Below are 18,112 nucleotides of genomic sequence, written 5' to 3' on the forward strand. Positions count from 1 at the left end.
ATAGATCCCCTTCGTATCATATTCCTGCTAAATTGACCTAGCAAGTCTAAAACCGAGATCTTCTATATGAAATGTAGGATGGCTTCGGCGACGACAAGTAGCGCCGCAACCTCTCGCTGCTTCAGCCCAACTACCTCCACGAAAAATGCGGTATGTTCCGTATACTTTTTCATCATACAAATCATAGCACCATTCCCAAACGTTCCCTAACATATCATAGAGTCCCCATGCATTCGGTTCCTTTTGGCCAACGTCATGAATATGTCCATTTGAATTTTCATTATACCATGCTATATCATGAAGTTTCCCGTATGTATATCCGGTTGTACCTGCTTTACATGCATATTGCCACTCTGCCTCAGATGGCAATCGGTAGCCATTTGAATCTAACTTACATCTAACAATTTGACCACCATCACTAATAGAATAATATTCTTTTAATCCCGCTTTTTTTGAAAGTACATTACAAAACGCAATGGCATCGTTCCATGAAATATTTACAACTGGTTTATGATTATTTTCAAAATTATTTAATGTACTATTTGTAATAGCATCATATAGTTCCGTTGTTACAGCATACTTTGCAAGAAGAAATGGTTGAATTTGTACTAGCCATTCTTTTTTTATTCGATCATCTCTTAATACTACCTCTCCAGCTGGAATATTGACCATTAATGAATCGATTAGTTGAATTAAATCGTTAGTCATTTTCTATTCCTCCAAACGTTCATTTTATATGAACTTATAGTCATATACTCATTACAAAATACAATTTTCAAAAAGCGTTAAATTTTTCATAATAAAAAACGATTAGTTTTATTAAACTAATCGGTAAGATCTACAAAGAATTGTTTTGTTACATTCTATTATTATATGTGCTCTAAAAATTTCCGAACCTCATTTGGAGATTTTAAAACAATAACCTTTTTCTCTTCGGGCAATTGCTCTAACCCTTTTAAAATTGTAGGTCGTTTAGCATTAGGATATTCCCATATCCATTTAAAAAATTGCAAATCAAATCTTTCTTCACATCCCGCGCCCATATCTGGTCTTGTTTTATTTCGGTATTTTACAATTCTTTTAAAAGCCCTATAAACACAAATTGTTCTATGAATATCAAGGAAGATAATTGTATCAGCTGCATTCAGTCTTATACCCATCGTCCCGCCATAATTCCCATCAATAATCCATTTCTCATCTTTAATTAAGCTATTTTGAACTGTTATTTGTTCTTCTCTCGGAACACCTTCCCAATTCGGTTTCCAAAATAATGCATCAAGATGATGCACCTTAATATTTAATTTATTCCCTAACTGCCTTGCTAATGTAGATTTTCCTGAACCACCAGAACCAATTAATATTATTTTTTTCATAAAGGGCTCCTTTTTAAAATCGATTATTTCCTCCGTAACATAAACTCACAAAGTATTCCCACTCCAACACCAATTGTATAAGCCACTACATCACTCCACAAAAAACCGTATCCCAACACGAGTCCCCCCAAAGTCGTTGCACGAATGCTATCTATCCATTCCGCATGATACAATTGGCTCGCTTCAATCCCGTAGCAAAACATTAAACTAATAAAAGCCAACTTCTTCGTCTCTGTTTTAGGAAACAAAAATCCAAAGCCAGTGAAAATCATTAATGCCCATAATGCATCACCTAAATAATCATTTAATAGATGTGGTAGTGCAAAAGAAAACTTTCTTGAGCTAAGACCTAAAATAATAACAACTATAGTAAATAGTGCATATAATACTCTATTTCGTTTCGTATTCATTTTAAAGTCTCCTAATATGTAATGTAAAACTGTAAATAGCTAGTAAAACAAAGTTATTTTACTAGCTATTTATTAATTGCTTTTATGATAAGAAAATGTGGATTCATATTTAAATAATAATATGATTTTTTGTCTACTTCTTTCATCTTTTCAACTGCCTTCGGTTCCACTATCTCTTCTAATACAAAATAATTTGTAGTTTCATTTATTATGTCTTGTAGTGACCTTCTGAAAAATTCGACTTCAATTGTAATGTTCGGTTTAACCCAAGTATCTATTAATAGCTGTTTTTCAAAATAACTTTCACATGGAAACTTTGTGAAATCCATAAAAGGATGATGGATAGAATATATAAGTTCTCCACCCGGCTTCAATACGCGACGAAATTCTTGAAATACTTGATTCCAATTTTCTAAGTAATGAAGAGTTAACGAACTTACAATCACATCATACGTATTATTTTCAAATGGCAATGTTTCTTGCAGATCATGACAAAGGAACGTTGCTTCTTCTCCTATATTTTCTTTTGCTGCTTTTACCATTTCAGGACTTACGTCAATTGCTGTAACATTTGCTCCTCTTCCTATGAATTGAGAAGTATACCATCCAGCTGCACATCCAGCATCTAGTATCTTTTTTCCTTCTAGTTCCTTTGAAATAAGCTCCATCATCGCCGGTCTTTCATAATAACTGTTATATGGATTTGCGAAATCTAGATTTTCTTTATATGTACTCGCTAATTTATCATACGTATCTTTAATCGAACCTTTCATTACACACACTCCTAATACATATTAATTCATTAACTCCTGCTGCTTTTTCTTTGAAAATGATTGTAGTACTAAATCATACGACCAATCAATCATTTTATTTATTTGCTCCTGCTCTATACCCTTATGAATATAAACGGTATTCCAATGTTTTTTATTCATATGATACCCTGGAATAATTGTTTCTGGATAATCTTCTCTTATTCTTAATGCGACTTCTGGATCACACTTCAATGTAATCGCAGCCTTTTCACCTTCTTCATGATTTACTATCGCAAATATTTTATTATTAAGCCTCATACATGTTGCACTCCAGCCATCTGGAGAATCTTCTGTCGCTTTTCTTTTCGATAAACAGTACGCTCTTGTTGCATTCATTTTAATTGGCACCTCTTATTCTTTCCCTGTTTGATTACGATGCATCACAATTTGCTTCGTTGCTTGAAATTGCTGCTCACCGTAAAACTTTATTAGCTTCTCTCCGCAAAATAGACTAACAATATCAATATGAGATATTTCTCGAAGTAATATTGTAAGCATTTTCTCTCCAATACCTTTATTTCTTATATTCTCATGTACGACAACATCTTCAATGTATGCTCGAAAAACACCATCAGAAACGACTCTAGCAAATCCAACTAATTCATTTTCTTCCCATACTCCAATGGCTATACTATTCTTTAACATTTTTTCAATATCGACTTCTTTTCTTTCTGGCCACCAACCGACAGAATCATAAAGCTTCTTTATTTTTTCTGCACAGATTGGTTGTTCTTGTTGCGATTTATACGTGTACATATGCTTTCTCCCATCAATCAGTATACATAATATTATTATAATCTCTTTTCAAAAAAGTGCTGACTATGACCTTTCGGATGATCTTCAACGATACCATACTCTCGGTAACCGTGCTTTTTATAAAATTCTGGCGCTTGAAAACTAAATGAATCTAGCAATATTAATCTGCACCCTTTTTCCTTCGCAATCCCTTCAATTTTATGTAACAGTTGACTACCATAACCGTCATGACGAACTGATTTATCAACCCATAAAAAGTCGATATGAAGATGATAAAAATACATCGTACCTGTTACACCACCAAATATTTTTCCTTCTTCATTTTTTACTACGAGACTTACTTCTTCCATCGGCTGTTTTACTTCATCTGTTAAGATGGACATATTATATTGAATGACTTTATTTTTAATGTATTCTCCTTCAATACGTGTACCGTTCTCTATATGTTTCATATACATTGCTTCCTTTCAACTTAGTAATCTACATTTTATTTTTTCTCTTTAAAATACTAATACATACGAATCCACCATATGTAACAAAGCATGAAAAGCCAATTATCCCTGGTACAGAGACATAGCCTATCCTTATGTAACTTATAACTGCAAAACAAGCGATAGACAATAAAATAGATGGCCAAAATATAAGAGCTGTTTTTCTTCGCCCTCGTTTCGATTTACTTTCTTTCTCTTCAGAAACACGTGTGCCAAAAAGCAATACAATACAAATAAGGATCGCTGCAAAGTAAATTGTATCTAATGACAAATTGTGATTATATAGTGCGATTCCAACTTCAAGAGCAATAATCGTTAAAATTAAAATAATGATTGTTGAAGTCTTTAAGTTTCTTTTCAACCGCTCACTCCTAGCATGCTTTCACTATATTCTTTGTATATGTACTTTAAAACTACTGCAAAAGCTTCATCTACCTCTTTATTTTCACGTCGATTCGGTAAATCTTTTCCCCCAATTACATAAAGAAGCGGAAATTCGTTAAACATTCCTATTATACCAATATTTATTGTAGCTGTGAGCAATCCACCTGTCATATGAGCTAAATGATAATATGGGATTTCTTCATACTCTCCTTGTTGTCTTACCATGCCACTAATAATTGGTTCCCATAATTCTGGTTCTAATTTATAACCTTGAAAGGTTTGTATGAAAAGGGCAAGAACTTCATTTAAGTCTCCAATATTTTTCTCATCTCTAGCATTCTCTTGTATATGAATTTTTGAAAAGTACGTTTGTACATACATTTTCACAGCATCCCATCCACCACAGTGCATTACAACTGACTGTGCAACGTAACTATCATGACAAGCTATCATTACCTCGACCGCTTGACTAAGTGTTAAAGAAGTTCTTCCTTGTAAATGCGGATATAACTGCGCACTATCTTCATGCGGATTAAATTTAATGTGATGAAGTATATCATTCCAATTATGTTTATTTTCTCTCACCATTTGTGCTACTACAAATCCAATAACTAATTTTGCTGCTGATGCTAACGGAATATTTAATTCACTATTATATGAAGCAACTATACGATTGTTTTTTGTAGAATAAATTGCCATTCCCACATAATTAGATTGTACCTCTTTTATTTTATTTATGACAGTTTCCATTTCCATCCCTCTTTTCATATCGTTATATTAAATTCTAATAATTCAATATTGAATATAAAAAACCTTTTCATCAGCTATTAAAATAAGAAAAAGGTAGCATGAATTTTTTCTTGCTACCGAAAAATCTTTATTCTTCTATAGGATTTTCAGGACCGTTAAGCTCCAGCTGATAAAAAGCTAAATCTAGCCATTTATTAAACTTATAACCAGCTTTTTTTATTGTCCCTGCATGAACAAATCCATAGTTTAAATGCAAGGCAATACTTTTTTCATTCTCTGCATCAATTCCAGCAATTAAGGTCATATACTCTCTTTCCTTCGCAATTTTGATTAATTCTTTCATTAATGAAGACCCAATGCCATTTTTTCTATATGCCTTATCTACATACACAGAATGTTCAACTGAATATTTATAAGCAGGCCACGCTCTAAATGGGCCGAATGTCGCAAACCCTACTACTTTATTATCTAATTCATATACGAAAATGGGATACCCTTCAGCCTTTTTTTGTTCATACCAATCTATTCTATTTTCAAGGGTTACAGGTTTATACGCATATACAGCTGTTGTATAAAGTATCGCATCGTTATAAATATCTAAAATGTATGCTAAATCTCTTTTCGTTGCTTCCCTTATCATTGTTTTCTTCCTTTCATCATGTTCATCTTTTTTCACTATCTTTTCAATAGTTTTATTTTATCGAAATTTCCGATTTTTATCTACATACGAATACTAGCTTTTCGGAAACCATCAAGTATATTTATTGCAGCAGATAACATGTAGAAGAAAATTCCTCCCCCAATGAGCCACGTTTTAAACTCCTCTGGGGAAATAGTAAATGCATTTGCCAAATACGTAATAAATCCTGCGTTTAATAAATGTGGATTTACTACAATTACAATGAATATGATTGTTCCGACTACTTGAAGAATAGCATTTCCAATTGCCAACCTTTTCGTCCATTGTCCCTGTACTAACTTATAAAGTGATATAGCTACTTCGAAAACGATCATAACCAAAATTAGGGGCCAGTATTGAAGCAAAACATCTTGATTAAACGTTGGCGCGACAAACTTCAATCCGTTTTCTGTACCATGATATACGCCTACAAGATGATTCGCATAAAAGTAAAGTGTAGCCCATATTGCTGTCCACATTAAACCTCCAAAAACTTCAAACTTTGAAATCGCCTTTTTCTTCGGGATATACGAAACATTTTTCAAGTCATCTGGTGTCCATTTTTTTAAGCTTGTTGTTAATGGGTGTGGATCCTTTTCTTTATCAGTTCTTTCTAAAATAGCAAATACAAGTGTTAACCAGAAAAATACATGGAGACCCACTTCAAAAATTTCCCCTATACCTTTACCTATCAATTGTAAAATAACATTTAATACCGCTTGATCACCATTATAGCCTATAAAATTTTCTGCAACCATTGAAATGAGCGCAATAACAGCTGCAATTGGTATAATCATTTTTAATAGCGTCGTATATACATCAAAATAACGTGGTCCAATTAAATGCATTGGTCTATCCAAGTACCCATTAGCCAATGAAACTGGACTTCCCAATTTTTCGAGTACACTCTTCACATCTTCCTCATTATAATCGTCTGGTAACATATCCTCTATTGTTGACCGTAGTTCAAGTGTAATATCTTCACGATTTTGTTCAGGCAATCTCTTCGCAACTTCATGGACATACATATCAATCAAACTCATTTTCGTCCTCCTCCTTTAATAAGTTATAAAGTTCTTTCGAATCCTTTACCCACTGCTTTTTCAATTGTAAAAATATCTCTAATCCATATTCACTTAAAACATAATACTTACGAGGTCTACTCTCTGTTTTATCCCAACTACTCGTCACTAACTCCTGCTTTTCTAATCGGCGAAGTAGCGGATATAAAGTACTTTGATCAATTGTAATCCCTGATTGCTCCAATAACTGGACAAGTGAATATCCGTACTGCGGCGTTCTTAATTGACTTAAAACAGCTAACGTTAATGTCCCTCTTCTTAACTCAGTAATTAACGAGTTTAATAAAGTATTCATTCACTCACCTCATTTCCATTACTATATGTCATACAGTATGTGTTTTATACTATGTATCGTACAGTATTAATGTGACAAAAACTATAATCATTTACCAAAAAACGGATAATAAAAAGCGCAAATTATATGATTTTTGCTTTTTTAGCTAAGTTATATATCTATAGCACTCTAAAAGGTAGCACCTTAACTACTAATTTTGAAGTTCTAGTAATGCTATATTAAGTTACAAGTATCGTACACATATGATGTGACCATAACATATCACTATAGGAAGCTAATAAAACGGCAAATTACCATGGTTGAATGATTCCTGTTTTATTCTTTAGGCACTGTTGATTTCACACTGTTTTCAGCACCTAATCAACGTTATTTCCTTCATAAACTTCATCTTGTTCAAAATCTCTATTTTTATTTGGTTTATTAAAGTAAAATAAAAAAACAATTAAATTAGGTTAATTGTTTTTCAAATGCAAAATCTTTATTTTTTTAAATAACCTATGATATTCGAAAAGACAAACTCTCCAAATGCAAGTGGTATATAAATAAACCATAACTTTAATATTGCCTTTGTTTCTTTGTGATCAGAATCCCCCATTAAAACCAGCCCAATCCTTTTTCTTCTAATATTTTCATTTTAATTCCAATAACAAGGAAATTATACCATTTATTAATATTATAGTCTATGTTTTCTGAAAATTAGATAAATAAAACTTTTATATTCCCTCAATATTCAGATAAATATAATAATTTTTTTTACGTTTCATCTTCAAAGTCTATAATGAGTCTTGTTAGAACTGCTTCATTACCAATCGATTGGATCCCGTGACCAATAAAATCCATCTTAAATTCTTCCCACTCTAACTGCTCTTTTGTGATTCATCGTCACATTATGATGAATTACTCATACATTATCTAGAAGTAAAAACCCTAATTCACTTTTCTCTTAAAGAGCACAATTCAAATGTGCTCTTTTTAAGTCTGTTCGAATAAAATTAAAAATCCTACTGATAAACAAAAAATCTCGTTTATCAATAGGATTCATTAGCTATATATAGCGATTATAGCGAACTCCATCGCCTATTACTAAAGTCGAACTGATTTAAGTAATATAAATTCCCCTTTTTCTTTAGAAAATGGAACAACCTCTACAATCGCCTCAACATTAATTACTCCGTAAACATGCGGATATTCTTGACCGTTTGAAGCAAGTTCATATTTTACTTCTGCTTTTAATAGGGCTGGATCAATTGTAAGTAATAAAACATCTTCTTCATGCTTGAAATATTTTTCTGCAACTCTTAAAGCTTGATCTACTAATGAACAATGAATAAATCCCTCTTCTATAAGGGAATCTTCATTAATTTTTCCAATTATTTTTGCGATTTCCCAATTACTTTTCGTAATTACTTTTGTAATCATAGTAACTCTCCCTTTTTAATTTATGTAATGATATAATAACACTAAATTTTCAACACGTTCTTAATAGATTGGGGACTTATAATGGATAAACCTCTCACTACATTACAAACTATTATTATACATATGAATACAAATGAGCATTGGCATGATTTTATTTGTTACTGTCAGCATCGCGAAGCGGGACTTCGAAAATTAGCTTATAAACATTTAGAGACATTTATTTCAAATGCAAAAACATGGGAATCAAAAGATTAAGAAGAGTTTGCTATTTCGCTGTTTACTATTTTAGATGCATTAAACGAAAAAGATGAGGGCTTAACTTTCTCACTAAATAGTTTTCTAATTGACATTCTATATAGATGGACAGAAAACAACCCGATTGATTCAAGACCTTTTAGATGGATAGGAATTTATATGGACTCTAGCAATAAAGAAGACGATTTAGAAAAATCCCTTCGAAAAGCGATTGAATTAGGTGGTGATACCGAACAAAAAGCCATGATATACCTAGTTTCTAATTACATCAATACTTTAAAATTTGGTACACATGAATTCCCTTCAGGTTATTGCGGAGATTTAAGCGAATGTATAGAAAAACTTCCCTATATGCTTCAATTAACTAATAGAATTCAGAATAAGAACATAAAGGAGCAAAACATTGGTCAAATACAAGAACAACTACACCTTATTCTAGATTGGTTAAAACATACACAAACTCCAGTAGATGCTGTTCGTACATGGGAAAAAGAACAAACTAAGGAATTAGAAAAAAGCATCGTATATCATTTAAACAACAGCTCAAGTCATTAATTCGTCTACCATTTTAATATAAAAAAGAGGATCTTCATACTGTACTAGAAAATCCTCTTTTTATATTTATCCCACATTAGCTTGCAGTAAAACTCCCCACTGATTATAGTTCCACTTTATTTTAATCCTTTAATTAAAGGTGACGCTTCCCCACTATGGAAAATCCATAAGTCATGAAGTGATCTCGTACATCCGACATATAGTAATTTTGCATCATGTTTTGTGTTTTTGTAATGTTCTTCATCCACATCAATTAAAAGCACCGCATCAAATTCTAAACCTTTCGCTAAATAGACAGGTACTACTGATATACCACCTTCATATTTACTTTGGTTTGCTTCAATTACGTTGACCGTTAATCCTGCATTTGTTAATTTCACATATATATCACGGCATTCATCTTCTGTTCTTCCGATTACCGCAATTGTTTTCACATCTGCATTTTGCAAATGTTTTACCGTCTTCACAATTTCAGTAAATTGATTTTCTGCATGAATTACTTTCACATCTTCTCCACTGCGGAAGACTGGTGTTGCGAGTCCTACTGGGATTTCTGCATTTTTAATTATTTCATTTGCAAATTCAATAATTTCTTTTGTAGAACGATAACTTCTTGTCAATTCATAATAACCGGTTTCTTGGAATACTTCCTTAAAAGCATTCCAATCTTCAATTCCTTGGTAATCATAAATCGCTTGCGATAAATCACCTAATATAGTGAAAGAATTACCTAATGTAATTTCTTTTAATACATAAACTTGGAAAGGCGAAAAATCTTGCGCTTCATCAATAACAACGTGATGAAACTTCTGCCCGATTTCAATCCCTGTTATACGATGATGTATGTATATTAAAGCTGGTAAATCTTCTACATACACTTCTTTTTTACGACAACTCTTTTCTGTTTCTTTAACAAGTTCTTCAGGTAATACCTCAAGTATTTCTTTACTTTTTACTATTGAACTATACAGTGAAAGAGCACTCATTTTCGGCCAAAACTTCATATATGCGTTCAGTCTCTTAGTCGCTTCTTTTTTAAGTAATTTTTTCTCGTTTGTTTCCCCGAATTTTTTAAGCTCAATTTCAATCCAGCGCTTCATTCGTCCTACTAATCGTTCTCTTCTTTTCTGTAAAGGATAATGTTTATATTCAACTTGCATCCATTTTTTAATATCTTCTACTGGAATAATCGCTCTATCCCACGCCTCAAAATCTTTTGTCGGAACTAACTCATTTTCAAATTGGATCATTCTCTCTTCAATATACGTCTTAAATTCCAACGTACCCTTTAATTTACCTAGCATTACCTTCTTTTCATCACGATTAATTGAAAATGCTTCTTTCAATTTTTCTTCTGTCTGCTTTAGTATAACTGAATCATCTAACGTACGTAATGCCCAATCCGGAAACGTTGTTTGATTAATATTCCCTACACCTAATTCAGGAAGTACACTCGAAATATAGTCTAAAAACAGACTATTCGGCGCAAATACGATCATTCTTTCTGCTTCTAGTTGTTCACGATATTCATAAATTAAAAAAGCAAGGCGATGTAAAGCAATTGTTGTCTTTCCGCTCCCTGCAACCCCTTGAATAAGTAATGGTAAATTTCTTTCCGCTCGAATAATATCATTTTGTTCCGATTGGATCGTTGAAACAATATCCTTTAGCTTATTATCTTTATTCTCACCTAATCGATATAGAAGAAAATCATCGGCATGCGATACATCTTCATTTCCTTTTACATATGTATCAACAACACGTTCAAGTTCTCTTTTTCGAATGGAAATGTTTCGTTTTAAATACACATCACCTTCTACTAATCCATCTGGTGATTGATAAAATGCTAATTCGTCTCCACCGGTAAATGAATAAAACATACTTGCGACAGGTGCCCGCCAATCGATAATGATTGGCTTCATCGTGTCCATATCCGAAACTCCTACTTTTCCGATATAAATCGGCATAACTTCTTCTTTTCCATCTTCCTGAAAATCTAACCTTCCAAAGTACGGCTCTTGCACACCAATACGTAAGTTTTGTCTATTAGACTCCCTCATACTTTCAAGAATTTGCTCTTTAAAATCTTCACCATAATAAACTGGGATTTTTTCAAGCTTATCCAATTGCTCATCCATCGTATGTAAAGTATCCTTCATTTTTTGTAACTCATCTTCAAATATGTTGCTCATTTCGCCGATTCCCTCCTGTCCGTTCTAATTTTTCAGTCGAAGTATCATTGTATTAAAAATCCAATCATAAAGTCAATAGTTTCCATTTAAATTTTCCGAAAAAACTTACTTTTCATCTTTCTAATTTAAAAAGAATATGCAACATCTAAATCACACAAATACACATATAGTATAGTGATGCATGCAAAAGATACTACTTTCTATTTGTCTCCTATTTAATTTATCTATTAAAAAACATTGTAAAAATTAAAGACTTTAATCAATGGGCGTTTTACTGCCCATAAATAGTAGGATAAACAAAAGTAAAGGAGGCTCTTCAAATGAATGTCGCGAAAAAGAAATCACTAAAGTTATATTTACTTATTTTTGTATTAACTGTTTTGGCCAGTGGATGGATTGGGGTATTTCTAGATTCTCTTCTAACAAATCAACCTGAAGGAAATACTTTAGGTATGGGGTTATGGCTAATATTACCTTTCCTCGTAAGCATTTTACTTAGAGTTATTAGCCGAGATTGGAATGATTTTGGCATCAAGCCAAATTTGAAAGGAAACTTTATATGGTATTTCACTGCACTACTTATTTATCCATTCGTTACAGTAATAACGATAAGCATATCGCTCATTTTTGGAGTAGCTCATATTTCTAGTTTTGATATATCCACGTTATTGTCACTCATAGTCATGTCTACTATTGGTAACTTTATTAAAAATATTTTTGAAGAGTTTTCTTGGCGTGGTTATTTAACTCCAAAGTTGATTGAACTAAATCTAAACGATTGGTACATTTATATTATTTCTGGTTTAATTTGGGCACTTTGGCATGCTGCATATTATATAGTCTTTTTGCCAAATGAATATTTTGAATCTATCTCAAGATTAAATATGCTTTTATCTGGCTGTATCCTTATGGTTTGTTGGTCAATTATGTATGTTGAAATATATAGACTTACAAAATCCGTCTGGCCATGCGTTATCATGCATGCGATCGAGGATGCTGTTCCTACTGTTTTAGTTACCATAACAGGGATTATTACCCTTACAAACAGTAGTGATTTTTGGTTAAATCCTATTAGCGGGGTCGCTGCTACTGTTTTATTTCTCGGAATTGGAATCGTACTAAGAACTATAAGAATAAAAAGAGAACGACAATTATTCACACAATAAAAAGCAGATAATGAATTCGTCATTATCTGCTTTCCAATTTTTAAAACTACCTTATTATATTTTTTGATACATAAGCCAGTCACCAGATTCTATCACTTTCTTTAACATCTTTTTATCTTGAGCGATATACACATATGCCTCAATTTCTCTATCAGCAACATATACTGTTTGCATAATTCGATCATATAAATCAGTCTCCGCATTACCTGTATATTCTTCTAGTTCATCTAACTTACACAATATCTCATCATTTACTACATAAACTTCTCCATACACCTTTTCTTCAATCGAATAAGTCATGGCCGGATATCCTTCGTTCGTATCAAATAATTTTCCATATGTCCAAGCTCTGTCTGCAATGCATGTTGCACCTAGCATATAATGAGCATTCGTTTGTCCTCTTCTTAACGTGCCATAAACGAAAACATGATACATAAATTCTTATCCCCTTTATATGTCTCTACTTTCTTATTTGTAAATAAGCACGAATCATAAAGTAACTCACTTCATTCGGAAGCTGTTCTTTAATAGATTTCAGACCACCCTCTGCACTTTGAACGGCAGTTTCAATAAGAGATTCATACTCTGCTGGAACAAAACTTTGCCACTCTACTTCCATTCCATCCTCGTAGCAGCGAATTAAATGGTTTTCGATTGTTTGTCTTGATAAGTTGCGTTCTTTTGCAATCTCATTCAAATCAATACCTTGTTTATACATTTCATACGTTTCTAAATGAGAATTTGCGGACGCTTTTCCTGACTTTTTACGCTCTGAAACTACTTCTGTCTTAATCGTTTCAGCATAATTTGGATTTTCTTCAATAAAATGCTGAACTGCTTGTAAGAAGTGCGAGCCATATTTCACAAGTTTGTGTTCTCCGATACCTTTTACCGTCAACAATTCGGAATCACTTTGCGGCATTTTCACGCACATATCTTTCAATGTTTGGTCAGAGAAAATAACGAACGGAGGTACACCTTCTCCTTGTGCAATTTCTTTACGTACTTCACGAAGCACTTCAAATAAAGGATGGTCTTGAACAATTTGTCTTGTCTCTACTCGTTCTTTTCGTAAAACATTCTCTTTACCAAGTAATACTTCTTTCCCTTTTTCAGTTACTTTTAACGTCGGATAAGTGCCATGTTCAACTGCAATTAACTCGTCTGAAATTAAAAACTCAATAAACTCACTGACCTCTTTTACACTACGGTTCGATAAAAGCCCATACGTTGGTAAAGTATGAAAATTAAATTCAATAACTTTCTTATTCTTCGACCCCGTTAATACTTGCGCTATCATTTGCTTTCCAAAGCGTTGGTTCGTTCTAATCATGCATGATAAAACCATTTGTGATTCCCTTGTCACATCGATGCTCTCGCGATTGTCTGTACAATTACCACAGCGTCCACAATCTTCTTTCGGTTCTTCTCCAAAGTATTGCAAAATGAATGATTGTAAACATTGTTCTGTATGACAGTAATCGGTCATATTTTGCAATTTTTCAAGTTCATTTGAAAAACGTGATTCTCCAGTTGATTGATCAATTAAAAAACGCTGTACTTGTACATCTTGAGAAGAATATAACAATATACATGTACTATCTAATCCGTCACGACCAGCACGTCCTGCTTCTTGATAGTAACTTTCCATATTTTTTGGAAGCTGATAATGAATTACGTAACGAATATTCGATTTATCAATACCCATCCCGAATGCAGATGTTGCTACCATTACACTTACTTCATCTCGTAAAAAGAGTTCTTGTTGCTCATTTCGATCACTATCACTCATACCAGCATGATATTTTGATACAGAAACACCTGCCTTCATCAAATCTTCATATAACTGATCGACTACTTTTCTAGTAGCTGCATATATAATCCCGGATTCCTTTTGATTTTGACGAATATAATCCGCCAAATATGCATTTCGATCTTGCCCTTTAATGACAGAAAACGATAAGTTCTCACGCTCAAACGTTGTCATAATTGTATTTTCTTGATTAATTTCAAGTGTGTTACAAATATCATCACGTACTTGCGGTGTTGCTGTTGCTGTTAATGCTAATACGAGCGGCTTTTCTGGAAGATAATCTAATATGCGATGTATATGTAAATAACTTGGACGGAAATCATGTCCCCACTGTGAAATACAGTGTGCTTCATCAATCGCAATCATAGGGATTTTCATATCGATAAGTTGATCAACAAACTCCATCGAATCAAGACGCTCAGGCGCCACATAAAGTAACTTGTAATGTCCTTGTTTCGCTAATTGAATTCGCTGATTTGCTTCTGCAATAGATATAGAACTATTAATATATGTAGCTGAAATGCCATTCTGTACCAATGTATCTACTTGATCCTTCATAAGTGATATTAGAGGCGATATAACCAATGTCGTTCCTTCAAATACTAATGCCGGAATTTGATAACAAATCGACTTACCGCCACCCGTTGGCATAATACAAACCGTATCTTTCCCATCTAGTACATTTTTAATTGTTTCATCTTGTCCTCTTCGAAACGAAGAATAACCAAAGTAGGACGCTAAAAGTTCTTGTGCTTTAGTAAACAAAAAAGAGTCACCCGCTTTTCTTTATCTTTCATCTACTTCTATTATATCAATCACTTATGCGACTTGAAAGGGATGATTAGATGCTTATTGTTTTTTCATTATTCTATGTTTCTTCACTTATTTAATATGAATTAGCATCATTATTTTATATGTTTTACAACATTTATAACGTAAATCCAGTACACAAGAAGAAAGAGTTTCAATTTAAATGTTCATTTTATTTCCCTTTCTTGAATACTACTAATCGTATACATATAAATTCAGGAGGTTACTATATGAAACATCGTAATATGAGTTCCATCAAGGCAAAAACGAAAACACAAAAACTCCAATTCTCTAATAATGATGCGTGGAAATATGAATCATACTATAAGTACCAGCCATTATTCTCTTATAAAAAGCTTTTTAATTTTCTTTCTCAACTTTTTAGACGTTAATATATGTGCAAAAAATATATCATTCACAGAATTTTTCTCAATATTAAATGTATAGACTTACTACAATTCAGTTGTTACCATATATAATAATCTGTTGGATAAACCCCTTAAGTTGACCTGCTTATATTAGCAGGTCTTTTTCATGATTACATACTTCTGTGTACCTCGATCTCACTTCTAAGTCTTTTCTCCATTTTATAACCATATTTAGATCCCAACAATTAATGATAATCATAAATTGTTGGGATTTAAATTGTTCACATATAATTATGCAATTCTTCTTTCTCAATACACAAAACACATTTTACTTGTTACTATAAAAGTACTCCAGATGAGTTTTTGCTCATCGACATTATCTAGTTAATGGGGCCTGCCGCGGGAAGCAGGTCCCTTTGACTTTATGACGGTACCAATTTCATTTGGACACATTTACCAGGTTTTTTCAAAAGAATTTTATGATAACATTACGTAGTCGAGTCCGACATCTCGGCAATACCCTTTTGAGGGTCTGTAACTTCCCTTGCAGACCCTCTTTTACTTTATATTCATTTTATTCATATATACCACAACATCATTCGTTGAATTTCTCCATTTCAAATTCCCTAAAAATAATCTAGGACACGTAACTAAAAATAAATATTTATCATACTTTGAGTTATACATGTTCAAAGGAGTGTTACTATTTATGTATTCTTATTGGCAATCGTATTACTCCCCCTACCATAACCCTTATGTAAACTATGATTTATCCGTACGTAACTACCGAATTAGTAAAAATGAGAATTTTTTAAAAGGGTATATGCGTTCTTTATGGGAACAACACGTCGCTTGGACGAGATTGGCTATTATAAGTATAGTATTTAATTTACCAGATGTTAATGTTACTGTTGGACGACTTCTACAAAACGCAACACATATGGGACTATCACTTGAACCATTTTACGGTGAGGATGCAGTGAAAAAATATAGTGCATTAATTAAAGATCACTTAGTAATTGCAGCGGATCTTGTTAAAGCCGCAAAAGCTGGTAATCAAAATGCAGCGGCCGCTATAGAGAAAAAATGGTACGCTAATGGTGACGCAATTATTGAATTTCTTAACAGTATCAACCCATATATAGATAAAGAAGAATTTAGAAAAATGTTTTATGAACATTTAGCACTAACGAAAGCAGAAGCACTTGCCTTCCTAAATAAAGATTATGAAGCAGGAGTAAAACTTTACGATAAAATTGAAAAAGAAGCATTAGAAATGGCTGACATGATAACAAACGCAATCGTAAAACAATTCCCGCAAGTCTTTCAATAAAGTGAAACTTTAATCAGTGAGGGGTTTGTTCATCCCCCACTGATTATCAGCTCTCACCAATCGGCTTATTTAGTTTTCTCTCCATGATATTTCACCTCTCCTCTTTACATTTAGCTTATATCGATATATTTTATTAATATCCGTTTTTTATAGGAGGAAATAGTTTGATTAACGCGATTGGTCTCGTTTTTATACTTACAAATAAACACGAGAAAAAAAAGAAAGTTTACTTAAATGAAAAATTTGCACTAATAGATATTATTGATTCTAAAGAAGTATTTGATGATGAAGGGAATCCTTTAGTAGAACTAACATGTAAATACAGTATATATTTAGATGAAAAATATTACTGTAAATCTCTCGATGATTATACCGGACAAGTCTTTCCTTTCTTAAGTGCAAAAATAGGAAAAGGTCTTCTAAGAAACTTAAACTACTACTTTTCTTACGTTGATGCCTATGATAAGAAACCACCAGTTAAAGAAATAAGACCACTTATGAAACAAGTAACTAACAGATAGCCAAAAATACAAAAAAAAGAAAGCATCTAACCCTGGATGTTTTCTTTTTTATTAAAAACTCATTAACTTTCATCCTCTTCTAAAAGTATGTATCCAAGCATATTTTAAATTAAAAACATTGGAGGATTAGAGTGAATGAAATACTCAGAAACAATTATAAGCAAACGACTTCGAATACTTAAAATGACGGGTATGTTTTTCATGCTAGTGTTAATAGCATGGATTGGCTATACAAAATTACTTTATGAAAACGGCTTTCTTCAAGAAAAAAAGAATTCAGTAGAAGTAATGAATACTAGCATTACAGGAGAAATAGAGCAGCTTTTTCATATAAACTTGCAAGGTTATCGAAAAACAAGCCTTGATGCTGTTATAGAAGCAAGCAAAACCGATCCAAGCGAACTATCCCTAATTGAATTGGTCAACAAATCCTGCTCGCGAGATTGCATAGGCGAACCAGTAACATATGTAAACTCAAACAATGGATATATCTTTTATAAGGAATCTAATGGAACTAATGTAGCTATAACGGTTAAAAAGAAAGACACATGGGTAATTGTAAAGAAATCTGTTCAAGATGGATTATAATTCCCCCCAAAAAAAAGAGTACGTATCGTACTCTTTTTTATTCAGAGTGTTGGGAAACCC

General features: G+C 32.8%; 21 protein-coding genes, 1 pseudogene and 1 riboswitch. Of the genes and pseudogenes, 6 read left to right on the forward strand and 16 right to left on the reverse strand.

Translation table 11 applies throughout. The annotated features are described in order from the left end of the window. Positions 1 to 27: 27 nt before the first annotated feature. The 13 genes from DN400_RS26875 to DN400_RS26935 form a co-directional block, all read right to left on the reverse strand. A complete protein-coding gene (locus DN400_RS26875) occupies positions 28 to 708 on the reverse strand; it encodes a formylglycine-generating enzyme family protein (RefSeq protein WP_063547515.1) in 681 nt (226 codons plus the stop codon). 161 nt (positions 709 to 869) lie between these two features. Beyond that, positions 870 to 1,373: a DNA topology modulation protein gene (locus tag DN400_RS26880; RefSeq protein WP_147802045.1), complete on the reverse strand. Its 504-nt coding sequence runs from the start codon at positions 1,371 to 1,373 to the stop codon at positions 870 to 872. Between the two features lie 23 nt (positions 1,374 to 1,396). After that, positions 1,397 to 1,783 carry a ribosomal maturation YjgA family protein gene (locus tag DN400_RS26885; RefSeq protein WP_147802046.1) on the reverse strand — a complete coding sequence of 129 codons (387 nt, stop codon included), beginning with the start codon at positions 1,781 to 1,783 and terminating at the stop codon, positions 1,397 to 1,399. Between the two features lie 65 nt (positions 1,784 to 1,848). After that, positions 1,849 to 2,556: a class I SAM-dependent methyltransferase gene (locus DN400_RS26890; RefSeq protein WP_147802047.1), complete on the reverse strand. Its 708-nt coding sequence runs from the start codon at positions 2,554 to 2,556 to the stop codon at positions 1,849 to 1,851. Between the two features lie 21 nt (positions 2,557 to 2,577). Beyond that, the gene (locus DN400_RS26895) at positions 2,578 to 2,931 is read right to left on the reverse strand and encodes an MmcQ/YjbR family DNA-binding protein (protein ID WP_000994624.1); all 354 of its coding nucleotides are present in this window, start codon (positions 2,929 to 2,931) and stop codon (positions 2,578 to 2,580) included. 15 nt (positions 2,932 to 2,946) lie between these two features. Beyond that, entirely contained in the window at positions 2,947 to 3,351 is a 405-nt protein-coding gene (locus DN400_RS26900; protein WP_098942693.1) for a GNAT family N-acetyltransferase, read from the reverse strand. Positions 3,352 to 3,386: 35 nt separating this feature from the next. Beyond that, on the reverse strand, positions 3,387 to 3,803 hold the full coding sequence (locus DN400_RS26905) for a GNAT family N-acetyltransferase (protein ID WP_098256155.1): 417 nt from the start codon (positions 3,801 to 3,803) through the stop codon (positions 3,387 to 3,389). 28 nt (positions 3,804 to 3,831) lie between these two features. Then, positions 3,832 to 4,203, reverse strand: a complete 372-nt coding sequence (locus tag DN400_RS26910) for a hypothetical protein (RefSeq protein WP_016081293.1) — start codon at positions 4,201 to 4,203, stop codon at positions 3,832 to 3,834. Further along, the gene (locus DN400_RS26915) at positions 4,200 to 4,976 is read right to left on the reverse strand and encodes a serine hydrolase (protein WP_098256154.1); all 777 of its coding nucleotides are present in this window, start codon (positions 4,974 to 4,976) and stop codon (positions 4,200 to 4,202) included. The genes DN400_RS26910 and DN400_RS26915 overlap by 4 nt, the downstream gene beginning before the upstream one ends. Positions 4,977 to 5,103: 127 nt before the next feature. Beyond that, positions 5,104 to 5,616 (reverse strand): GNAT family N-acetyltransferase, encoded by a 513-nt coding sequence (locus DN400_RS26920; protein ID WP_098237013.1) that lies wholly within the window; start codon positions 5,614 to 5,616, stop codon positions 5,104 to 5,106. 80 nt (positions 5,617 to 5,696) lie between these two features. Continuing rightward, positions 5,697 to 6,698, reverse strand: coding sequence for an HAAS signaling domain-containing protein (locus DN400_RS26925; RefSeq protein ID WP_000052353.1), 1,002 nt, complete (start codon positions 6,696 to 6,698; stop codon positions 5,697 to 5,699). Then, the gene (locus DN400_RS26930; RefSeq protein WP_098256153.1) at positions 6,685 to 7,032 is read right to left on the reverse strand and encodes a PadR family transcriptional regulator; all 348 of its coding nucleotides are present in this window, start codon (positions 7,030 to 7,032) and stop codon (positions 6,685 to 6,687) included. Before DN400_RS26930 ends, DN400_RS26925 begins: the two co-directional genes overlap by 14 nt. A 1,025-nt stretch (positions 7,033 to 8,057) precedes the next feature. Then, positions 8,058 to 8,119, reverse strand: a riboswitch (Fluoride riboswitch). Further along, positions 8,116 to 8,451, reverse strand: a complete 336-nt coding sequence (locus tag DN400_RS26935; RefSeq protein WP_000629080.1) for a DUF952 domain-containing protein — start codon at positions 8,449 to 8,451, stop codon at positions 8,116 to 8,118. It overlaps the preceding riboswitch by 4 nt. A gap of 81 nt (positions 8,452 to 8,532) precedes the next feature. Between DN400_RS26935 and DN400_RS26940 the strand changes: the two are divergent. Continuing rightward, positions 8,533 to 9,261, forward strand: a pseudogene (locus tag DN400_RS26940) (hypothetical protein). Between the two features lie 116 nt (positions 9,262 to 9,377). Here DN400_RS26940 and DN400_RS26945 read toward each other — a convergent pair. After that, a complete protein-coding gene (locus DN400_RS26945) occupies positions 9,378 to 11,453 on the reverse strand; it encodes a HelD family protein (protein WP_098256152.1) in 2,076 nt (691 codons plus the stop codon). A 320-nt stretch (positions 11,454 to 11,773) separates the two neighbouring features. Between DN400_RS26945 and DN400_RS26950 the strand changes: the two genes are divergently transcribed. Beyond that, positions 11,774 to 12,619: a CPBP family glutamic-type intramembrane protease gene (locus DN400_RS26950; RefSeq protein WP_097997449.1), complete on the forward strand. Its 846-nt coding sequence runs from the start codon at positions 11,774 to 11,776 to the stop codon at positions 12,617 to 12,619. A 54-nt stretch (positions 12,620 to 12,673) separates the two neighbouring features. Here the strand turns inward: DN400_RS26950 and DN400_RS26955 are convergent, their stop codons facing one another. Together DN400_RS26955 and recQ are read right to left on the reverse strand one after the other, a co-directional pair. Beyond that, entirely contained in the window at positions 12,674 to 13,054 is a 381-nt protein-coding gene (locus tag DN400_RS26955; RefSeq protein WP_097914259.1) for a gamma-glutamylcyclotransferase family protein, read from the reverse strand. A gap of 25 nt (positions 13,055 to 13,079) precedes the next feature. Next, positions 13,080 to 15,197 carry a DNA helicase RecQ gene (recQ, locus tag DN400_RS26960; protein WP_097997447.1) on the reverse strand — a complete coding sequence of 706 codons (2,118 nt, stop codon included), beginning with the start codon at positions 15,195 to 15,197 and terminating at the stop codon, positions 13,080 to 13,082. A gap of 275 nt (positions 15,198 to 15,472) precedes the next feature. Here recQ and DN400_RS29710 point away from each other — a divergent pair, with 275 nt between their 5' ends. The 4 genes from DN400_RS29710 to DN400_RS26975 all read left to right on the forward strand — a co-directional run bounded on the left by DN400_RS29710 (position 15,473) and on the right by DN400_RS26975 (position 18,052). Next, complete coding sequence (locus DN400_RS29710; RefSeq protein WP_000682739.1) at positions 15,473 to 15,634, forward strand: hypothetical protein; 162 nt, start codon at positions 15,473 to 15,475, stop codon at positions 15,632 to 15,634. 685 nt (positions 15,635 to 16,319) lie between these two features. Beyond that, positions 16,320 to 16,943 carry a hypothetical protein gene (locus DN400_RS26965; RefSeq protein WP_000287727.1) on the forward strand — a complete coding sequence of 208 codons (624 nt, stop codon included), beginning with the start codon at positions 16,320 to 16,322 and terminating at the stop codon, positions 16,941 to 16,943. A gap of 164 nt (positions 16,944 to 17,107) precedes the next feature. Then, positions 17,108 to 17,464, forward strand: a complete 357-nt coding sequence (locus tag DN400_RS26970; RefSeq protein ID WP_000606231.1) for a hypothetical protein — start codon at positions 17,108 to 17,110, stop codon at positions 17,462 to 17,464. A gap of 135 nt (positions 17,465 to 17,599) precedes the next feature. Next, positions 17,600 to 18,052, forward strand: coding sequence for a hypothetical protein (locus DN400_RS26975; RefSeq protein WP_000877573.1), 453 nt, complete (start codon positions 17,600 to 17,602; stop codon positions 18,050 to 18,052). Positions 18,053 to 18,112 lie beyond the last annotated feature (60 nt).

This window comes from Bacillus sp. AR8-1, assembly GCF_008042345.1.
Lineage (GTDB): Bacteria > Bacillota > Bacilli > Bacillales > Bacillaceae_G > Bacillus_A > Bacillus_A cereus.